Consider the following 18555-nt stretch of genomic DNA (forward strand, 5'->3'; position numbering starts at 1 on the left):
TCAGCGCATGTTGGTCTTGACCAGATCGATCACTTCATCGCCGCGCCCGGTCATCACTGCCTTGAGCAGATACAGGCCCATGCCTTTGGCCTGTTCCAGCTTGATGGCCGGCGGCACTGCCAGTTCCTGCGTGGCGATGCGCACATCCACCAGCGCCGGGCCGGAATGCGCGAAGGCCTGCCGCAATGCGCGCTCCAGTTGCGCGGACTCATCGACGCGGATACCCAGGATGCCCATTGCATTGCTCATCGCAGCGAAGTCCGGATTACGCAGCTCGGTGCCGGTATCCAGATAGCCGGCAGCCTTCATCTCCATCGCCACGAAGCCGAGCGAGGCATTGTTGAACACCACGATCTTCACCGGCAGGCGCAGCTGCGCCAGCGAGATGAAATCGCCCATCAGCATTGCAAAGCCGCCATCACCGGACAGCGCAATCACCTGACGGCCCGGATATGCCGACTGTGCACCCAGCGCCTGCGGCATCGCATTGGCCATCGAACCGTGGTTGAACGAACCCAGCAAGCGGCGTTGTCCGTTCATGCGCAGGTAGCGCGCGGCCCACACCGTCGGCGTGCCGACATCGCAGGTGAACACCGCATCCTGGTCGGCGATCCGGCTGATCATGCGCGCCACGAATTGCGGATGCAGCGGCTCGCCCGGATCGGCCGGCACCGCCAGATCGTCCAGCCCTTCGCGCGCCTTGCGATAGTGCGCCAGCGACTTGTCCAGGAAGTCGCGTTTTTCGCGCCGCTGCAGCTGCGGCAGCAAGGCGGCGATGGTTTCGCCGACATCTGCGGCAATGCCCAGCTGCAATGGCGTGCGCCGTCCCAGCGCGCCCGGGTCGCGATCCACCTGCACGATGGTCGCGTCCTTCGGGTAGAACTGCCGATACGGGAAGTCCGTACCCAGCATGATCAAGGTGTCGCAGTTGAGCATCGCGTGGTAGCCGGAGCTGAACCCGATCAGGCCGGTCATGCCGACATCGAACGGGTTCTCCCACTCCACATGTTCCTTGCCGCGCAAGGCATGCACGATCGGCGCGCCCAGGGTGTCGGCCAATGCGACCACCGCATCGTGCGCACCCGCGCAACCGCTGCCGCACAGCAGCGTGACTGCTTCGCTGTGCTGCAGCAGTTCGGCCAGCTGCTGCACATCTTCGGCGGCCGGCAGTACGCGCGGCTGGCGCAGTGGCGGCCAGGCCGTGGGGAGGTGCTTGTCCACTTCCAGCAGCGCGATATCGCCGGGGATCACCACCACCGCCACGCCTTGCTGCAGGATGGCCGCACGCATCGCGCGGTGCAGCACTTCCGGCAGCTGCGCCGGATTGGTCACCAACTCCACGAAATGACTGCACTCGCGGAACAGTTCCTGCGGATGCGTCTCCTGAAAATAATTCAGCCCGATCTCGGACGAGGGAATATGCGCGGCAATCGCCAGCACCGGCTGGCGGCTGCGATGGCAATCGAACAGCCCGTTGATCAGGTGCAGGTTGCCCGGCCCGCAGCTCCCCGCACAGACCGCCAGCTTGCCGGTCACCGCCGCCTCGGCGCCGGCGGCAAACGCGGCCACCTCTTCATGGCGCACATGCATCCACTCGATCGTCTGCATCTCGCGCAGGGCATCGGTCAGGCCGTTGAGGCTGTCGCCGGTCAACCCCCAGATCCGCTCCACCCCCGCGCTCTGCAGCGTCTCGGCCAGAAACCGCGCCAACGTCTTTTTCTTCGCCACGATGCAGCTCCACGCTTGTTCGACAAGCCTGGCATGCTCCCAGCCACGGCGTCAGCACAATGTGCTTGCAGGCCGCAAACGCGGCAAACATCACTGAAAAACAGCTGCTTCTAGACATGCGCGTCACATCGACGCGAGGTAACCACCAATGCATCACGCTTTGTACGTGCGCTGCGCGCATTGCGTTTTGATGACAAGGAAGCGCAGCTGAACCGGGCGCGATGATTTACGCACCAGTCAGTTCAAAATTCAGGCCGCGTTCCATCGAATAACGGAGAATTTACATCTCGGCAGCGAACGGCATCCGCCTCAGCGCCGGCCCAAACCATAAGTACAGGTATCGATCATGAAGAATTCACTGCTGGCCCTCGGCCTTCTCGCAGCCCTGCCGTTTGCGGCCTCCGCTGCTGAAAACCTCTCCTACAACTTCGTCGAAGGCGACTATGTGCGCACCCCGACCGAAGGCCGCGATGCGGATGGTTGGGGCGTGAAGGCGTCCTACGCCGTCGCTCCGAACTTCCACGTGTTCGGCGATTACAGCAAGCAGAACGCTGACGACAACGACAACGTGTTCGAAAGCTCCAACTCCGACTTCCAGCAGTGGGGCGTCGGCGTGGGTTACAACCAGGAGATCGCCACCAGCACCGACTTCATTGCCCGCGTTGCCTACCGCAAGCTGGACCTGGACACCCCGAACATCAGCTTCGACGGTTACAGCGTTGAAGCCGGCCTGCGTAATGCCTTCGGCGAGCACTTCGAAGTCTACGCCCTGGCTGGCTACGAAGACTTCTCCAAGAAGCGCGGCATCGACATCGGCGACAACTTCTACGGCCGCCTCGGCGCTCAGGTCAAGTTGAACCAGAACTGGGGCATCAACGGCGACATCCGTATGGATGGCGACGGCAATAAGGAATGGTCGGTCGGCCCGCGCTTCAGCTGGTAAGCCGCACGTTTGACTGCAACGCGACTCTCTCTCCCGCGTTGCATTGGAAGCCCGGTCCCCCGACCGGGCTTCTTTCTTTTGCGCGATCGGTTGGCGATACGATGCGCATCGCTGCACGGCGGTGGTGGGTAATGCGGGTCCTGCAGGCGCATGGAACCTCGCGCTCAGGCTGTTCGTCTTCCCGCCGGTCGTTGCGATCCGCATCAACAAAAAGCCCGGCATTGCCGGGCTTTTTGTTGATGTCCATGCAATGCGCGCCAACGCGCCATGCCGCAATCAGGTGAACAAGGTCTGCGGATATTCGGGCTTGCGCTCGCGTGCCAGCAATTCCTTCAAGCCTGCTTCCGGGGTGATCTCGCCATGCAGCACCGCACGCACGGCGTTGGAGATCGGCAGCTCGATGCCGTGATGCTCGGCCTGGCGCATGACTTCGTCGGCGGTCTGCACCGATTCCACCACCTGGCCGATCTCGCGGATGGCATCGCTCAGGCTCTGTCCGCGTCCCAGTGCCAATCCCAGCCGTCGGTTGCGCGACAGATCGCCGGTGCAGGTCAGCACCAGGTCGCCCAGGCCAGCCAGACCCATCAAGGTTTCCGGACGCGCACCGATCGCCGCCGCCAGCCGCAGCATCTCGTTCAAGCCGCGCGTGATCAGGCCGGCACGTGCGTTGAGGCCCAGTTGCATGCCATCGGCCACACCGGTGGCCACGGCCAGCACGTTCTTCATCGCGCCACCAAGCTCGGCACCCACCATGTCATCGCCGGTGTAGGCGCGGAAGGTGGGGCCATGCATGGCATCGGCCACGACCTGCGCAAACGCCGCATCGTCGCCGTGCACGGTGATGGCGGTCGGCAGGCCGAGCGTGACTTCCTTGGCGAAGGACGGCCCGGTCACCACGGCCAGCGGAACGCTGGGGCCGAGGATGTCGCGCGCCACTTCGTGCAGGAACCGCCCGGAGCCGGGCTCGAAGCCCTTGGTCGCCCACGCCACGCCGGCACCGGCCGGACGCAACGGTGCGATCAACCGGATCGTCTCGGTGAACGCATGCGAAGGCACCACGACCAGGATCCAGCCGGCATCGGCAATGGCCAGCTGCAGGTCGGTGGTCGCGCGCAGGCTGTCGGGCAAGGCAATGCCCGGCAGATAGCGTACGTTTTCATGACGGCGGTCGATGGCATCCACCATCGCCGCATCGCGTCCCCAGAGCACGGTCGGATGACCGTGTCTGGCGAGCAGCGCGGCCAGGGCCGTGCCCCAGGAGCCGGCGCCGAGAACGGCGATCTTCTGTGTCGAATCGCTCATCGGCGCACGCAAGGCTTAGGCGTTGCCAGCCGGCTCGGAATCGGCCAGCGAGGTGCCTTCGCCCTGCGAACGCTGGCGCAGGGTTTCTGCATACAGCGCTTCGAAGTTGATCGGCTGCAGGTAGAACGGCGGGAAGCCGCCGGCCTGGATCAGATCGCTGACCAGCGTGCGCACGTACGGGAACAGGATGTTCGGGCACTGGGTGCCGAGCAGCACGTCGATCGCCTGCGGCTCCAGGCCGACCAGGCCGAACACGCCGGCCTGCTGCACTTCGGCCACATAGGCGGTCTTGCCACCGGCGGTGCAGGTCAGGGTCACGGCCAGCACGACTTCGAAGGCGTTGTCGTTGAGGCGCTGCACCTTCTGGTTGAGGTTCAGCTGCAGCTCGGGCTGGTTGGCGTCATTGAAGACAGCCGGCGCGTTCGGCGATTCGAAGGAAACGTCCTTGACGTAAATCTTCTCGATGGTGAAAGCGGGGCCAGCAGCGGCGTCGGCCGGCGCAACCGCGCCGTTGATGATTTCGTCGGACATTCCTAACTCCAGAAACGGTTCGGTGGATGCAGCGTTGAATGATGCAGACGTGAAAGTGCAAGTCTCTCACGCCAGCAATGGGGTCTTGCCCGGCGCCTCACAAGATGCGGTCAGGCGCGGCCCTTGACCAGCGGCAGCTCGGCGATCTGCCAGGCGGCCACGCCGCCCTCGAGCCAGTAGACCTGCTCGAAACCGGCTTTCTTCAGCGTCTTGGCCGCGCCTGCGGAGGCATTGCCGTTGCGGCACACCACCACCACCGGCGATGCCTTGGCGTTGGCGAGCAGCTTGCCGGCCGGGTCGAACTTGGCCAGCGCCACGTTGCGGCTGCCGGCGATATGGCCTTTTTCGAAGTCGGCGGTGGGCGACAGGTCGATCACCAGCGCGTTCTCGCTGTTGATCAGGCGGGTCAGCTCGGCCGGCTTGAGTGCGCGGTACCCACGGAACAGGCGCGCGACCTCGGTGACGATCAGGGCGATGGTCAGGCCCACCAGGGCCAGCGACAACATGGGGTTGCGGCCGACAAAGGCCTGCAGCTCTTCGAAATTCACGGGGTCAGGGTCAGTCAAGCGGGCGGGAATTGTCGCACAGCTGGCGCGCGCGCCGGCCAGCGCCCTCGGCACGGGCTATTGGCCCTGCCACAGATCGGGCAGGCCGCTGGCCAGCCACCAGCGTTTGTGCTCGGCGTCCCAGCGCCACAGCTCGATGCTGCGCACCAGCCGTTCGGCCTGGGTATTGCGGTTGATCACCCGCAGCTCGACCTCGCGGCGCAGGTCGCCGTTGACGTCTTCGCCCACCCGCAGCTCGCGGTAGCCGGAGATCTGCACCTGTTCGTAGCGCGAGCGTTCCAGGTCGCTGAGCGGATGCGCCTGGGCATAGGTCGGTTCGACAAAGCCCTGCGCGGCATCGAAATCGCTCCAGCGCACGGCGGCCGTGTAGGCGGCCTGGGTGGTTTCCAGCGCGCGTGCCTGGGCACGGCTGCCGGCAGACACCACCCCGCTGACCATCGTCAGCCCGAGCAACAGCATTGCCCCGATCACTGCACGCATGCGCATTCCCCCAAGTCCAGCGCGCATCCTACCGTTTTGGAAACGCCACGAAGCGCCCGCTCAAGGTGGCCGCCGCCGCGCCGGAACCCAGCGCGATCTGCGCACGCATGCCGATGCGCGCCTTGCCGCGCTGCCGGAAGGTCGCCAGGAACGCCTCCCAGCTGCCGAGTTCGGACGGCTCGGCATTGGCCACCAGGTCTTCGTAGACCGGGGCGACGTAGCGCAGCTGGCTGTCGGCCACGTAGACATCGGCACTGTGTCCGGCCAGTTGCAGCTGCAGCGTCAGCCAGCCCCAGCTGGCCAGCGTCATCAACGACGCCAGGCTGCCGCCGAACGCATTGGCCTTGTCGTTGACGTTGGCCTGCAGCGGCGCACGCAAGCGCAACGCGCCGTCATGCAGGCCGTCCACGGCAATGCCCATCGACAGGACCGGCGGCATGGCGATGAACTGTTGCTGCAGCGACTGCAGGGCGGATGCGAGCGTGCACGAAGGAGTCATCGGCAAAGGCTGGAAGACGGCGAAGGGCGGCATCATGCCGCAATGTTCCGCGAGCGTCTTGTGCACTGGAATGACATGCGGTACCGCATGGTAAAACACGTTCAGCGCCGTCTCGTTGCACGCCTTCGCTAGCGCGCCGCTCAGGGCGCGAACACGACCTTGCGATAGCCCTGCGCCACCCGCAGCAATGCGGTGGCCCTGGCCTTCCACTGCGCACTGCGCTGCTTTTGCGCCTGCGTCAACGGCGCATCGATGGTGCTGGTGAACACGATCTGCTCCGGAGTGGCGTGGAAGAACTTGTCCTGGATGCACGCGGCCGGCGACAGCTGATAGGTGGACAGTTGCTGTGCGACAGGCGATTCGTTCCAGCCGAACAGGAAGATGTCGGCCATGGTGTGCCAGCGCACATCGGCCGCCAGCAGCAGGCGCGCCGCCTCGCGGCTGAGGAGCAACGCCCCGGCGCAGACCGGCCAGCAGTGTTGATGGGGCGAGGGACGCACCAGGCGCAGCTGCCGCCCGCCGACTTCGGCGACCTTGGCGTCGAGCTTGATGCGGTTGTAGGACGGTTCCAGCCGCACGATGCTGTTGCCGCCCGGCAGCCACGCGCTGCTGCGCAGCAGCGCCGGCAGCGCGTCGGACAGATGCATGTCGTCTTCGAAGATCGCGGTGTAGGCGTCGTCGGAGTCGGCTGCGATGCGCCACGCGGCCTGATGGCTCAGGAAGCAGCCGATGTTGGAGGCGGTCCACTTGCGCGGGCCGGTGCTGAATGCGTCTCCGGAGCCCTCCAGCGGCCGCGCGCGTGCGAAGTCGGCAATCTGCGCAGGCGTCAGGGTGGCGCCATCGACCGCGGCAATCCGCTCGAACGGCAGGCCCAGCGCCTGGAACCGCGTCGCCATCGCCTGCAGGCGGTCACCGCTGCGCTGCATGTTGATGAGGTAGGACTTGATCACGGCGCCACTCCAGCTCGATCGTCGTGGCGGAGCGTGGGCGGAAGCGATCAGTGGCACAGACACGGGGACGAGGTTCTGGCCGCAGAAACGCAGGCATCGCGGCGGGCAGGCACGCAAGGCCGGACAACGCGCCAGGATCAACGCGTCGTCGGCGCCACCGCAACGCGCGACAGCTGCCCCGACACCTCATTGCTCTCGCATAATCACTGGATGACATCTCCCGCCCCCGCTGCCGACGCCTGGACCTTGATCTCGCTGCGGCCCAGCGGTGCGCACGCCCCACTGCGCCGCGCCGCCGCGCGGCACGGCGGACGGTTGCTGGCACTGTCGCCGTGGCGGCTGCAGACCAACCACACCCCACAGGCACTGGCCGCATTGCGGCAAGCCTTGCACGCGCCGATCGCGGTGTTCACCAGCCCGGCCGCGGTGCATGCGGCGCATCGCCTGGCGCCGCTGCAACGGCCGGCGCAGGCGCACTGGGTCAGCGTGGGCGATGGCACCGCGCGCGCGCTGCAGGCCTGCGGCATCGACACGGTGATACGTCCGACGCGCATGGACAGCGAGGGCCTGCTCGCGTTGCCGTTGTTCCGGCAACCGCTGCAGGCCGTCGGGCTGATCACCGCCCCCGGGGGGCGCGGCATGCTGGCGCCGGCCCTGGAGCAACGTGGCGCCCGCATCCTGCGCGCCGATGTCTATCAACGCGTGGCGCTGCGCCTGCGCGCCTCGTCAGTGCAGGCGCTGGCCGATGCGCTGCCGGAATGTGTCTTGGCGCTGAGCAGTGCCGAGGCGCTGACGTTGGTGCTGCAGCAATTGCCGACAGCGCTGATCGACGCGTTGCGGCAACGCCCGGTGGTGGCGTCCAGCGAACGCATGCGGGAATCCGCACACGCCGCCGGCTTCCATCAGGTGGTGCGCGCCGCAGGGCCCTTGCCCGAGCAATTGGCTGCGGCTGCCGCCGCGATCGTGACACCATCGCGACCTTGCTGAACTTCGAACGCGAGCACGGCTTGCGGGTGTCTGCCGCTGCACGCCATGCTGTGGCAGATGATGGCGGCACCTGCACCCGTCGTGACCGCGCGAGGATGGACGAATGACCGAACTGCCCGCTTCCACGCGACGCTTTCCCCTGGCATGGCTGCTGCTCGTCCTCGCGCTGGCCGCCGTGGGCGTGGCGCTGTTGTTCGGTTGGCGCGCGTGGCGGGACTACCAAGGCACGCAGCTGCAGGCCGCCCAGGCGCAGCAACAGCGCTGGGATGGCGCACAGCAGATGCTGGAGATGCTGCGCCGTGACCAACGCCTGGCCAACGAACGCCTGGCGGATGCGGCAGCCACCAACCGCGTGCTGCGCGACGAGATGCTTGGCCTGAGCCAGCGCAGCGCCCTGCTCGAGGAAACCGTGCAAAAGCTCGCCGATCCCAACCGCCATGGTGCGCAGGCGCTGCGGCTGGATGAGGTGGAGCTGCTGCTGCGGCTCGGCCAGCAGCGGCTGAGCATCGCCGGCGATGCCGATGGCGCGCGCCGCGCCTATGCGCTGGCCAATGCCGCACTCAATGGCGTCGACGATCCCGGCTATCTCAATCTGCGCCAGGCGCTGGTGCAGGAACGCGACGCCCTGGATCGCCTGGGCGCCGGCCCGCAGGCGCAGGCTGGTCACACCCTGGATCAGTTGGCCGGTGAGCTGCAGCGCCTGCCCGAACAGACCGCCACCGACAGCGAGGCCGCGCGACCGTGGTGGCAGAAAGCACTCGCGCCGCTGGTGGACATCCGTCCCAGCCGTGGCGATGCGCTGCTGACCACCGGCGCCGACCGCCACGCCGCGCGCGACGCCCTGCAGATCGAAGTCAGCCTGGCCCGCGCCGCGGCCGAGCGCGGCGATGCCGCCGGTTTTGCGCAATCGCTGCGGCGCGTGGATACCTGGACCACCCGGCTGTGGCCGGATTCGCCACAACGTCGCCAGGCGCGTACGCGCCTGCGCGCACTGCAACAAGCGCCACTGCGTCCGCACCTGCCGGAACTGGGCACCACCCTGCTGCAACTGCAGGCCATGCGTGAAGGGAGATCCACCCAATGAAAGTGTTGCGTACCGTCTTGATCCTGTTGGTTGCCGTGGCGCTGGGCGTGCTCGGTGCGCAATGGCTCTCGCATCAGACCAGTTACGATCTGGGCAATGTGGTGGTGAGCGTCGGCGGCAACGACTATCGCGCCGCCATGCCGCAGGCGTTGCTGATCCTGGTCATTGCGCTGCTGGTGCTGTGGCTGGTGTGGACGCTGGTCAGCCTGCCGTTCCGGGTCTGGGGCAAGTATCGCCGCAAGAAAGGCCGCGCCCGCCTGATTGAAGGCCTGCGCGCAGCCGATCATGGCCAGTGGCAGCGTGCCGAGCGCCTGCTCGTCAACGCCAGCGAGGATGCCGACGTCAGCGGCATCGCCCTGGCCAGTGCGGTGCGCGTTGCCGATGCCCGCGGCGATGAGGCGTCGGCAAACGCGCTGGCCCAGCAATTGGCCGAGCGCGACCCCACCGCGCACGCGCTGCTGCAGGGCGAGCGGCATCTGGCGCGGCAACGCCCGGTCGAGGCGATCAACGCGCTCGATCATGCCAGCGCGCAGCCACTGCCGGCGCGCGGCCTGCTGCTGCGCACGCACGCCCTGGCACAGATCGGCCGTGCCGACGAGGCCTACGGTCAGCTCGGCGCATTGCGTCAGCAGGCGGTGCTGGCACCGGAGGCCTACAGCGCACTGGAAGCCACGCTGGCCGAGCAGACGCTGTTGCAGGCCGGCGATGCCAATGCGCTGGCCGAACGCTGGGAAGCGCTGCCCAAGCCGCTGCGCACCTATCCCGCGGTGGTGGGCGCCTACGCACAGCGCGCGGCGGTGCTGCACTGGGACGATGCGGCGGTGCATAGCCTGGAACAGGCGCTGGACGCGCAGTGGGACGAATCGCTGGTGCGTCTGTACGGCGTGCTGCCATTGGAAAAATACGATTCACGCCGCGCCAGTGCGCAGCGATGGCTGACTCAGTACCCGGACAGCCCTGGCCTGTTGCTGACCCTGGCGCGTCTGGCGCGGCACCAGCAGCAGTGGTCGCAGGCCGAAGAGTTCCTGCATCGCGCGGTCGCCAATGGCGCGGGCAGCGAGGCCTGGGAAGAACTCGGCCACGGCTTTGCCGCCGCGGGCGACCTGCTGTCCGCGCAGCATTGCTACGCCAATGCCCTGCGAGCCGCACGCGGCGAGCCGGTGCACGAGGGCCTGCCGCAGCAGTCGCTGCGCGGGCCGATCGTATCGGCATACCCAACGCCGCCGGCCGACCCGCTCGCACCGGACGATCGCCTGCCTTGATCGCTGGGGTCTGATCGCTGCGGCAACGCTGCGCGGACAAAGCAAAAGCCCCGGCCTGTCCGGGGCTTTTGCTTTGTCCGCGTCTGCACGCGAGAACCGCCACGCAGGTTTACCGGCTGGCCGGGAGATCTGCAGGAGCGCGACGCACAACCGCTCTTAAGGCGTGTGCAGGCGCACCGCCACAAATTACCAATCGCGTGCGCGCCGGGGTGGCGCCGGCAACTCGTGCAAGAACGCATCGCAGGCGCCCAGGAAACGCGACTGCGCGTCGTCGACCGAGTGCGGCGACAAGACACGCGACCCCAGTCTGCCGATCAACAGCATGACCGCCATCACGCCAGCGCCGGCCAGCCAGCCGATCGCGCCATCCAGCACCAGACCACCTGCCAGCAATGGCAAGACCGACGCTCTGGTGATGACGGCATAGCGCACCCGGCGCCGCTCATGCTGCAGGCACAAGGTCACCACATGCGCGCTGCGCTTGCGCAGCACCAGGGCCAGGATCAGATACGGCAGTACGCCCATCAGCAGCGCCAGATAGATCGCCGGATGATGCCAGTGGAAGATGTAGCGGCGCGGCGAAGTGTCGGCCGGCGCATTGCACTTGACGCAACGTGGCGGCAGATCGGCGCCCGGCGTGCACACCAGCACATCGCCCTCGCGCCACACGGCACCGTGCGCCGGAGGCAGGTAGAGCGTGGGTGGTTCGCGTGCATCAACGTTCGACATCCATGCGTCCTTGCAGGTTGGGGATTCCGGATTGGGGATTGGGGATTCGTAAAATCAGGAGTCCGCTTCATGCGTTGCGAATCCCCACTCCCGAATGCCCAATCCCACGCTGCCAAGCAGCGTCAGCGCTCGACGATGGCCACCACGCCCATGCCGCCGGCGGTGCAGATCGAGATCAACGCCCGCCCGCCGCCGCGCTCTTCCAGTTGCTTGGCGGCAGTGGCCACCACGCGTGCACCGGTGGCGGCGAAGGGGTGGCCGGTGGCCAGCGACGAGCCCAGCGGGTTGATCCTGTCCGGGTCGATACGCCCAAGCGGCGCTTCCAGCCCCAGGCGATTGCGGCAGTAATCCTCGCTTTCCCAGGCACGCAGCGTGCACAGCACCTGGGCGGCGAAGGCCTCGTGGATTTCGTAGATGTCGAAGTCCTGCAGGGTCAGGCCCTGGCGCGCCAGCATCTGCGGTACCGCAATGGTGGGCGCCATCAACAGGCCTTCGCCATGCACGAAATCCACCGCCGCCACCTGCGCATCGCGCAGATAGGCCATCGGGGTGTGGCCGTGCGCCAGCGCCCAGGCTTCGCTGGACAACAGCACTGCGGCCGCACCGTCGGTGAGCGGGGTGGAGTTGGCCGCGGTCAGCGTGCCGCGGCCGGAGGTCTTGTCGAAGGCCGGGCGCAGCGTGGCCAGCTTTTCCAGCGAGGTGTCGGCGCGCAGGATGTTGTCGCGCGAGACGCCGCGGAACGGCGCGATCAGCGTGTCGAAGAAACCGCGCTCATAGGCGGCGGCCAGCTTGTGGTGCGAGGACACCGCCCATTCGTCCTGTGAATCGCGCGAGATGTTCCATTCCTTGGCCATGTCCTCGCAATGGTCGCCCATGCTCTTGCCGGTGCGCGGCTCGGCCACGCCGGGGAATTCGGGCTTGAGCTCGCCGAACTTGAAGCCACGCAGCAGCGCCTTGAGCTTGTCGCCGGTGGCCTTGGCGCGGTTGGCGGCCATCAGCCGCGCGCGCAGCTTCTTGCCGTAGACGATCGGCACTTCCGAGGTGGTGTCCGAGCCGCCGCCGATGCCCGAATCGATCTGGCCCAGCGCGATCTTGTTGGCGATGGTGATCACCGAATCCAGGCTGGTGCCGCAGGCGCGCTGCAGGGTGATGCCCGGCGTCAGCGGCGACAGCCCGGACGACAGCGCCGCCTCGCGCGCCAGGTTCCAGTCCGAGGAGTGCTTGATCACCGCTCCCATCGCCACTTCGCCCAATTGCTGCCCATGCAGCCCGAAGCGCTCGACCAGCGCGCCCAACGTGCGCACCGACATGCCCAGGTTGCCCACGTCCGCGTAAGCGGTGTTCTGACGACAGAACGGGATACGAACGCCGCCCAGAATGGCGACGGGACGGGCTGCGGGCATCGGTTGACCTGGCATGGAGGACTCGGGGACATGGCCTGCACAGGGCCGGCAGGCATAATGGCCGCAGTGTAGCTTCGACCCCGTGATGGGCCAACCGCGAATCATGAGCAAGACCGAACACGGCGTGACCGCCATGGGTGTGATGGCGCTGGAATTGACGGGCGGCACCGCCCCCGAGCGCGGCGCCCTGGCGCCGGACCAGGCCGGCATGCTGGCCGAACACATCGGCCGCGACCTGGCGCAATGGATCCCCGAAGTCCGCGAGCTCGAGCTCAGCGTGGCAATGGCGCATTTCGACCCGGCCGAAGTGCTGCGGCCCGGCTGGCCGCTGCATCGCCGGCTGGACGAGCTGCATGCACGTGCGCCCGGGCGCGACCAGGGCCCGCGCGTGCTGGCGTTTGGTGCCGATGCGCAGGGCGAGATCCCCTTGCCCTTCCAGGCCGACCCGCAGCTGATCGGCGGCGGCCTGCGCGTGCTGCCGTTCCTGCTGTCCGGCGATCCGCAGACCGTGGCGACGGTGGCCGATGCGATGGAAGAGGTGCTGCTGGCCCAGGGCATGGCGCAGGCCGATACCGCGCTGCTGGCGCAGGAAAGCTTCGGGGCACGCATCGAGCATGCGCGTTATCTCACCGCGCACGACCTGGCGGCGATGATGTCGATGCAGTACGACAACCAGGGCCTGGCGCCGCTATGGCCGCTGATCGAAGCCGCCCTGCTGGCCCCGCACACCGAAGAGTGGCTGGAACAGCCGCCCGAGCCGGTGCTGCGCTATGTCGATGGCGAAGTGCGCATCGCGCTGTTCGACCCGGCCGGCTGGTGCGATTACTACCAGCACGACCGCGAGCATTGCGAGCGCCTGCGCGGGGTGTATGAGCAGTATCTGTCGCGTCAGCGGCAGATGGCCGCAGTGCTGGAAGCCCACGGGCTGCCGGTGCTGTACGTGCATGTGGAACCGGGCCAGGATCCGCGCCAGGCACTGGCCGCGTGAGCCGGACGCCGGCTTCCACGGCACCTGCGTTGCAGGGCATCCTGGAAACCGGCGTGTATGTGGCGGATCTGCAGCGCGCCTGTGCGTTCTACGCCCGCGTGCTGGGAGTGGACGCGATGTATTGCGACGCACGCATGGCCGCATACGCAATCGCGCCCGGGCAGGTGCTGTTGCTGTTCCTGCAAGGCAGTACAACTGCGACAGTGACGCTGCCGGGCGGCACGATTCCGCCGCATGATGGCAGCGGGCGCACGCATTACGCACTGGCCATCGCTACCGATGCACTCGCCGCATGGGAAGCACACCTGCAGGCCTGCAACGTGCCCATCGAAGGCCGCACGCAGTGGCCGGGCGGCGGGCAGAGCCTCTATTTCCGCGACCCGGATGGGCATCTGCTGGAACTGGCAACGCCGGGGCTGTGGCCGAATTACTGAGCCGGTGATGCCGCCGATCTGGTGCCGGCGATCAACGTCAGCTGCCTGCACAGCGCGCCCGGATCGGTCCGTAGCGACATCTCGATGCGTACCGACAGGCCCCATGCAACGCGCGATGCGCGGCATGCCGGAGGCGCCATACGCCCGCACACACATGAGCGGATCGCTCCCAGTGCTGCACAAAAACAGCAACGCCGCGGTGATCGATCACCGCGGCGTTTTGCCGGGCTGCTGGCGTGTCCTGCTTACTTGGTTGCCGCTGGCGCGTTGTCGGTGGTGATCACGCCGCAGGCCAGGCGACCGCCGGCGTTGCCGGTGGGCTGGGTCTTGTAGTCGTCGGCATCGGCATGCACGATCACCGCGTGGCCGGCGATGTCGAACTGGTCGGCCTTGCCGAGGTTGACGTTGCTCGACACCGGACCATCGATGCTGGCATTGCCCTGCGCATCGGCCTTGATGTTGGGCATGTCGCCGCCGTGGTGCGGGTCGGCACTGACGGCGCCGTGATCGGATTGGGCCGGATTGAAGTGGCCACCGGCACTGCTGCCGTCCGGTGCGCTGCAATCGCCCTTCTCGTGGATATGGAAGCCATGCTCGCTGTCGGGCTTGAGGCCACTGAGCTGGCCGGTGACACGCAGCGCGCCGTCGACGATCTTGAAGCTCACCGTCCCTTTGACCTCGCTGCCCTTGGTCGGCTTGAGTTCGGCGGTTGCGGTGGTGGTGGCCGCCGCTTCGGTGACCATGGACGCGGCGTGCTCGCCGCCATGCGCCGCTTCAGCCGGTGCGCCGGCCTGCGGCGCGGGTGCAGGATCGGCCGGGGCGGGCTCATCGCGCTTGCACGCGGTCAGCACCAGCGCGGTGGCCAGGAACAAGGTGGTTGGAAGAATGCGCATGAGTAACTCCTGTAGAAAGGCCGCAGCTGCAGCCAGGGGTGCCCCGACTCAGGGCTGCGAAGGGGGTGTGCGCCACTGGGTGACGCGGATGACGCCGCAGGCCAGACGTGCGCCGGCATTGCCGCTGGGTTGGCTGCGATAGTCGTCGGCATCGGCATGCACGACCAGCGACTTGCCGACCACGTCGGTGGGCGCGGCATCGCCCAGGGTGATGCCGGCAACGATCATGTCCAGATGCGCGACACCTTCGGCATCGGCACGCAGGTTGTCCATGTCGCCGGCGTGGTGGGGAGTACTGCCGGCCCGCCCGTGCGGCGCACCGGCGGGATTGAAGTGCGCGCCGGCGCTGCTGGCGTCGGCGGCGCTGCAATCGCCGCGTTCGTGCACGTGGAAACCGGCCACGCCGCCGGGGCGCAGGCCACCGACCGTGCCGGTGATGCGGATGCCCTGCAACGCCGGCACCAGCACCACCCGACCGCTGACCAGACTGCCCGACGCCGATGCCAGCGCCGCTTCGGCCTGCTGGACCGGACGGACCGGCACCACGCGCGCCGCCGGGGGTGGAGGCGGTGGCGGCGGTGGCGTGCTGCTGCAGGCGGCAAGCGCCAGCGCGGTGAGGGCAACGATCGTGGGCGACCGGTAACGCATCGAGCTGTTCTCCTGATCAGGCTGGAAACCTATGCGGGCGCATGTTCACGTGTCATGAAAAGCGCTTGGGGCAGCCCAGGAGTTTACGGGGTTGGTGTCGCGAGCCGGGATATGTGCAAAAGCGCCCTCACCCCAACCCCTCTCCCGCAGGCGGGAGAGGGGTTGGGGTGCGAGGATTCATGCCTGCCTTGCCTGCCTGCCTGCCTGCCTGCCTTGCCTTTTGTCACCTGCCTTGCCTTTTCCCGCGTGTTTGACCTTGCTCGCGTGCCTTGCCTTCTCCCGCGTGCGGGGGAAGGTGCCCGAAGGGCGGATGGGGGCGTCGTACGCCGCCAGATAATCGAGGCGGTGGCACGTGCGAGCGAAAAACGGCGAGTTCATCCCCGCTTGCCGCCGTGATGCGCGTCAATCCCGCCTGGTTCGCTGCTTGGCTCGACCACCTGCGCGCGCAGTACGGCTTTTCGCAGGCGCCCCTCTCCCGCCTGCGGGAGAGGGGCTCGACTCCGGGTGTGGGCCAATCAGCGGCGCTTGCGCCCCGGCCCGAGCTTGCGGGTGACGGTGTTGCGGCCCAGACCCAGGCGTGCGGCCGCTTCGGCGCGGCGGCCCTGGGTCAGTTGCAGGGCGGCTTCGAGCAGGGTCTTGTCCAGGCGTTCGCGCGCTTCGGCATGCAGGCCCTGGGCGCCTTCGCTCAGGCGTTGCGCGGCCCAGCTGGAGAGCATCTCGTCCCATTGCCCGTCGCTGCGGCCGGCACGCTGGCGGCGGCCGCCGCGTGCCAGCGCCGATTCCACGTCGACCACGTCGATGATGTCGGCAGTGGACAACGCGGCCAGGCGCCAGCATACGTTCTCCAGTTCGCGCACGTTGCCGGGCCAGTCGTAGTGGCGCAGTTGTTCCAGCGCGGCCGAGGACAGTCGCTTGGGCAGCATGTCGAGCTTGCGCCCGGCCATGGCCAGGAAATTCTCGGCCAGTTGCGCGATGTCGCCGCGGCGCTCGCGCAGCGGCGGCAGTTGCAGGCGCACCACGTCCAGGCGATGCAACAGGTCGGCCCGGAAGCGGCCTTGTTCGACCAGCGCCTCCAGGTCCTGGTGGGTGGCGGCAATCACGCGCACATCGACGCGAATCAACTCGCGCCCGCCGACACGGAAGAATTCGTTCTCGGCCAGTACGCGCAGCAAGCGGGTCTGCAGCGGCAGCGGCATGTCGCCGATTTCGTCCAGGAACAGCGTGCCGCCGTCGGCCTGTTCGAAGCGGCCAATGTGGCGTTTGGTGGCGCCGGTGAAGGCGCCGGTTTCGTGGCCGAACAACTCGCTTTCCAGCAGTTCCGCCGGAATGGCGGCGGTGTTGAGCGCGACGAAGGGTTTGCGCGCGCGCGGCGACTCGTTGTGCAGCGCGCGCGCGACCAGTTCCTTGCCGGTGCCGGTTTCGCCGTTGATCAGCACCGACAGCGGTGCCTGCGCCAGCCGGCCGATCGCGCGGAACAGCGCCTGCATCGCCGGGGTGTCGCCGATCAGCGCCGCCGAGCCTTCCGCCAATGGGGTCCCGATGATCTCCTCGACACCGGCGTCGGCATCCGGCAGCGCGCGTGCGGCCAGTGCCACCGCATCGTCCAGGTCGAAGGGCTTGGACAGGAACTCGTGCGCGCCGCCCCGGAAGGCGCCGGCGGTGCTGGCGACATCGGTGTAGGCCGACATCACGATGACCGGCAGCTGCGGATGCCTGGACTTGAGCTTGTCGAGCAGGCTCAGGCCATCCTCGCCGGGCATGCGCACGTCGGTGAACAACAGATCCGGAGTCGGCCGCATGGCCAGCGCCTGCAATGCGGCGGCGGCACTCTCGAAGCCGTCGACGGCGTAGCCGGCATCGCGCAAGGCGGTGGACAGCACGAAGCGGACCGAACGGTCGTCGTCGACCACCCAGATGTGGTGGGATGCGGCGGCGGCCTCAGCCATGCAGATGTTCCTTGTCGTGGTCGCCGGCCAGCTCGGGCAACAGCAGGGTGAAAACGGTATGCCCCGGCCGCGAGCGGTAGGTCAGCGTGCCGTGGTGTTCGCGCGAGACCTGCTGGGCCAGCGCCAGGCCCAGGCCGCTGCCTTCGGCGCGCCCGCTGACCAGCGGCAGGAACAGGTGCTCGGCCAGTTCTTCCGGCACGCCGCCGCCGTCGTCGATGATTTCCAGCCGCAGCGACATCGCATGCACGCGGTCGCGGATGCGCTGGCCGTGCTCGACGCGGGTACGCAGGGTCACGCGGGTGGCGCCGGCCTGGAACGCGTTGCGTACCAGATTCCACACCGCCTGGGTCAGGCGGTCGCCGTCGCCGAGGATGTCGGGAATGCTGGGGTCGTAGTCGCGCTGCACCTGCACCGACCAGCCGCCCTCGGCTTCGGCCAGGCGCAGCACGCGTTCGAGCACGACATGGATATTGAGGCGGTCGTGCGGGCGCGCCGGCGTGGGCGAGAGCAGGCGTTCGAGCAGGGTGTTGAGGCGTTCGATCTCGGTGCCGATCAACTCGATCAGCTCGCGCTCGTCCTCGTCGCGGCCGGCCGAGCGCCGCGCCAGCAACTGCGCCGCGCCCTTGAGCCCGGCCAGCGGATTGCGCAGTTCGTGCGCCAGGCCCTTGAGCGCGGCGCTCAGGGCATTGGGCAGCGCATGGGTGGGATCCAGCGCGGGAAACTCGTCGACCGGGTGGGTTTCCAGCAGCCAGCCGCCATCGTCTAGCCGCGACAGCCAGCCTTCGGCAAAACGCGGTGCGTCATTGGGCAGGCCCAATGCCAGCCGGTGCAGGCGCAACACGTCGCGCTCGTCGTTGAGCAGGAAGCGGGCCAGCGCATCGCCCTGCACCTCCAGAGCGGCCAGCGGTTGATCGACCAGGCGCCGGGCACTGACCCCGAGCCAGCGCGCGAAGGCCGGATTGACGCCCAGCACGCGGCCCTCGCGGTCGGCCCAGGCCACCGGTGTGCCCAGGCTGTCCAGCGATGGCAGGAGCGATGGCATCAGCATTGCACCAATTTAGTGCAAGCACGCCCGGCCTGCGCGTGTGTCGCGCAACACGCAGCATGCATGGAAGGAATTCGGGCCGGACGGCGGCAGGTCGCACCGATCCAGCGGGCATCCGCGCCGACCGTCACAGGCGT

Annotated in this window: 20 protein-coding genes; 6 read left to right on the forward strand and 14 right to left on the reverse strand. The window is 67.7% G+C overall.

Translation table 11 applies throughout. The features are described 5' to 3' along the window. Positions 1-1710 (reverse strand): ubiquinone-dependent pyruvate dehydrogenase, encoded by a 1710-nt coding sequence (gene poxB / locus EO174_RS00930; RefSeq protein ID WP_206515026.1) that lies wholly within the window; start codon positions 1708-1710, stop codon positions 1-3. A gap of 364 nt (positions 1711-2074) precedes the next feature. Between poxB and EO174_RS00935 the strand changes: the two genes are divergently transcribed. Then, entirely contained in the window at positions 2075-2671 is a 597-nt protein-coding gene (locus tag EO174_RS00935) for a diffusible signal factor-reguated Ax21 faimly virulence factor (RefSeq protein WP_104585418.1), read from the forward strand. Here EO174_RS00935 and EO174_RS00940 read toward each other — a convergent pair. The 7 genes from EO174_RS00940 to EO174_RS00970 form a co-directional block, all read right to left on the reverse strand. After that, positions 2661-2918, reverse strand: coding sequence for a hypothetical protein (locus tag EO174_RS00940; RefSeq protein WP_126941652.1), 258 nt, complete (start codon positions 2916-2918; stop codon positions 2661-2663). The genes EO174_RS00935 and EO174_RS00940 overlap by 11 nt on opposite strands. 29 nt (positions 2919-2947) lie before the next feature. Then, on the reverse strand, positions 2948-3973 hold the full coding sequence (locus EO174_RS00945) for an NAD(P)H-dependent glycerol-3-phosphate dehydrogenase (RefSeq protein WP_104585456.1): 1026 nt from the start codon (positions 3971-3973) through the stop codon (positions 2948-2950). Positions 3974-3988: 15 nt separating this feature from the next. Beyond that, entirely contained in the window at positions 3989-4504 is a 516-nt protein-coding gene (secB, locus tag EO174_RS00950; RefSeq protein ID WP_006451124.1) for a protein-export chaperone SecB, read from the reverse strand. 110 nt (positions 4505-4614) lie between these two features. Continuing rightward, positions 4615-5052 (reverse strand): rhodanese-like domain-containing protein, encoded by a 438-nt coding sequence (locus tag EO174_RS00955; protein WP_104585420.1) that lies wholly within the window; start codon positions 5050-5052, stop codon positions 4615-4617. Between the two features lie 75 nt (positions 5053-5127). After that, positions 5128-5550 carry a hypothetical protein gene (locus EO174_RS00960; RefSeq protein ID WP_119130615.1) on the reverse strand — a complete coding sequence of 141 codons (423 nt, stop codon included), beginning with the start codon at positions 5548-5550 and terminating at the stop codon, positions 5128-5130. A gap of 28 nt (positions 5551-5578) precedes the next feature. Continuing rightward, entirely contained in the window at positions 5579-6049 is a 471-nt protein-coding gene (locus EO174_RS00965) for a YiiD C-terminal domain-containing protein (protein ID WP_026064546.1), read from the reverse strand. Positions 6050-6189: 140 nt separating this feature from the next. Continuing rightward, complete coding sequence (locus EO174_RS00970) at positions 6190-6999, reverse strand: glycosyltransferase family 25 protein (RefSeq protein ID WP_126941654.1); 810 nt, start codon at positions 6997-6999, stop codon at positions 6190-6192. A 189-nt stretch (positions 7000-7188) separates the two neighbouring features. Here EO174_RS00970 and EO174_RS00975 point away from each other — a divergent pair, with 189 nt between their 5' ends. The 3 genes from EO174_RS00975 (at position 7189) to EO174_RS00985 (ending at position 10332) form a co-directional block, all read left to right on the forward strand. After that, entirely contained in the window at positions 7189-7986 is a 798-nt protein-coding gene (locus tag EO174_RS00975; RefSeq protein ID WP_305847231.1) for a uroporphyrinogen-III synthase, read from the forward strand. A gap of 103 nt (positions 7987-8089) precedes the next feature. Then, positions 8090-9070: a uroporphyrinogen-III C-methyltransferase gene (locus EO174_RS00980; RefSeq protein WP_104585428.1), complete on the forward strand. Its 981-nt coding sequence runs from the start codon at positions 8090-8092 to the stop codon at positions 9068-9070. Further along, on the forward strand, positions 9067-10332 hold the full coding sequence (locus tag EO174_RS00985) for a heme biosynthesis HemY N-terminal domain-containing protein (RefSeq protein ID WP_104585430.1): 1266 nt from the start codon (positions 9067-9069) through the stop codon (positions 10330-10332). Before EO174_RS00980 ends, EO174_RS00985 begins: the two co-directional genes overlap by 4 nt. A 186-nt stretch (positions 10333-10518) precedes the next feature. Here EO174_RS00985 and EO174_RS00990 read toward each other — a convergent pair whose 3' ends face one another. Together EO174_RS00990 and EO174_RS00995 are read right to left on the reverse strand one after the other, a co-directional pair. Then, complete coding sequence (locus EO174_RS00990) at positions 10519-11061, reverse strand: hypothetical protein (protein ID WP_115675627.1); 543 nt, start codon at positions 11059-11061, stop codon at positions 10519-10521. A gap of 122 nt (positions 11062-11183) precedes the next feature. Further along, complete coding sequence (locus tag EO174_RS00995; RefSeq protein ID WP_126941658.1) at positions 11184-12479, reverse strand: acetyl-CoA C-acetyltransferase; 1296 nt, start codon at positions 12477-12479, stop codon at positions 11184-11186. An 88-nt stretch (positions 12480-12567) separates the two neighbouring features. On the opposite strand from EO174_RS00995, the gene EO174_RS01000 reads away from it, so the two are divergent. Beyond that, on the forward strand, positions 12568-13452 hold the full coding sequence (locus EO174_RS01000) for a hypothetical protein (RefSeq protein WP_164740029.1): 885 nt from the start codon (positions 12568-12570) through the stop codon (positions 13450-13452). Further along, entirely contained in the window at positions 13449-13886 is a 438-nt protein-coding gene (locus EO174_RS01005) for a VOC family protein (protein WP_164740030.1), read from the forward strand. Before EO174_RS01000 ends, EO174_RS01005 begins: the two co-directional genes overlap by 4 nt. A gap of 245 nt (positions 13887-14131) precedes the next feature. On the opposite strand, the gene EO174_RS01010 is transcribed toward EO174_RS01005, so the two are convergent. The 4 genes from EO174_RS01010 to EO174_RS01025 form a co-directional block, all read right to left on the reverse strand. After that, positions 14132-14779, reverse strand: a complete 648-nt coding sequence (locus EO174_RS01010) for a superoxide dismutase family protein (RefSeq protein ID WP_104585440.1) — start codon at positions 14777-14779, stop codon at positions 14132-14134. Between the two features lie 48 nt (positions 14780-14827). Then, entirely contained in the window at positions 14828-15427 is a 600-nt protein-coding gene (locus EO174_RS01015) for a superoxide dismutase family protein (RefSeq protein ID WP_164739296.1), read from the reverse strand. A gap of 515 nt (positions 15428-15942) precedes the next feature. Then, complete coding sequence (gene ntrC / locus EO174_RS01020) at positions 15943-17373, reverse strand: nitrogen regulation protein NR(I) (protein WP_104585442.1); 1431 nt, start codon at positions 17371-17373, stop codon at positions 15943-15945. Next, a complete protein-coding gene (locus tag EO174_RS01025; RefSeq protein WP_164739297.1) occupies positions 17366-18421 on the reverse strand; it encodes an ATP-binding protein in 1056 nt (351 codons plus the stop codon). The genes ntrC and EO174_RS01025 overlap by 8 nt, the downstream gene beginning before the upstream one ends. Positions 18422-18555 lie beyond the last annotated feature (134 nt).

The sequence above is a fragment of the Xanthomonas sp. BRIP62418 genome (genome assembly GCF_003993495.1).
GTDB lineage: Bacteria > Pseudomonadota > Gammaproteobacteria > Xanthomonadales > Xanthomonadaceae > Xanthomonas > Xanthomonas euroxanthea.

Excerpts from the sequence above, each read along its gene's own strand:
- EO174_RS00980 (WP_104585428.1), top strand. The coding sequence starts at position 8,090 with ATGACCGAACTGCCCGCTTCCACGCGACGCTTTCCCCTGGCATGGCTG.
- EO174_RS01010 (WP_104585440.1), bottom strand. The coding sequence starts at position 14,779 with ATGCGCATTCTTCCAACCACCTTGTTCCTGGCCACCGCGCTGGTGCTG.
- EO174_RS00985 (WP_104585430.1), top strand. The coding sequence starts at position 9,067 with ATGAAAGTGTTGCGTACCGTCTTGATCCTGTTGGTTGCCGTGGCGCTG.
- EO174_RS00995 (WP_126941658.1), bottom strand. The coding sequence starts at position 12,479 with ATGCCAGGTCAACCGATGCCCGCAGCCCGTCCCGTCGCCATTCTGGGC.
- EO174_RS01000 (WP_164740029.1), top strand. The coding sequence starts at position 12,568 with ATGAGCAAGACCGAACACGGCGTGACCGCCATGGGTGTGATGGCGCTG.
- EO174_RS00960 (WP_119130615.1), bottom strand. The coding sequence starts at position 5,550 with ATGCGTGCAGTGATCGGGGCAATGCTGTTGCTCGGGCTGACGATGGTC.
- EO174_RS00940 (WP_126941652.1), bottom strand. The coding sequence starts at position 2,918 with ATGGACATCAACAAAAAGCCCGGCAATGCCGGGCTTTTTGTTGATGCG.
- ntrC (WP_104585442.1), bottom strand. The coding sequence starts at position 17,373 with ATGGCTGAGGCCGCCGCCGCATCCCACCACATCTGGGTGGTCGACGAC.
- secB (WP_006451124.1), bottom strand. The coding sequence starts at position 4,504 with ATGTCCGACGAAATCATCAACGGCGCGGTTGCGCCGGCCGACGCCGCT.
- EO174_RS01015 (WP_164739296.1), bottom strand. The coding sequence starts at position 15,427 with ATGCGTTACCGGTCGCCCACGATCGTTGCCCTCACCGCGCTGGCGCTT.
- EO174_RS01025 (WP_164739297.1), bottom strand. The coding sequence starts at position 18,421 with ATGCTGATGCCATCGCTCCTGCCATCGCTGGACAGCCTGGGCACACCG.
- EO174_RS00935 (WP_104585418.1), top strand. The coding sequence starts at position 2,075 with ATGAAGAATTCACTGCTGGCCCTCGGCCTTCTCGCAGCCCTGCCGTTT.
- EO174_RS00990 (WP_115675627.1), bottom strand. The coding sequence starts at position 11,061 with ATGTCGAACGTTGATGCACGCGAACCACCCACGCTCTACCTGCCTCCG.
- EO174_RS00945 (WP_104585456.1), bottom strand. The coding sequence starts at position 3,973 with ATGAGCGATTCGACACAGAAGATCGCCGTTCTCGGCGCCGGCTCCTGG.
- EO174_RS00965 (WP_026064546.1), bottom strand. The coding sequence starts at position 6,049 with ATGACTCCTTCGTGCACGCTCGCATCCGCCCTGCAGTCGCTGCAGCAA.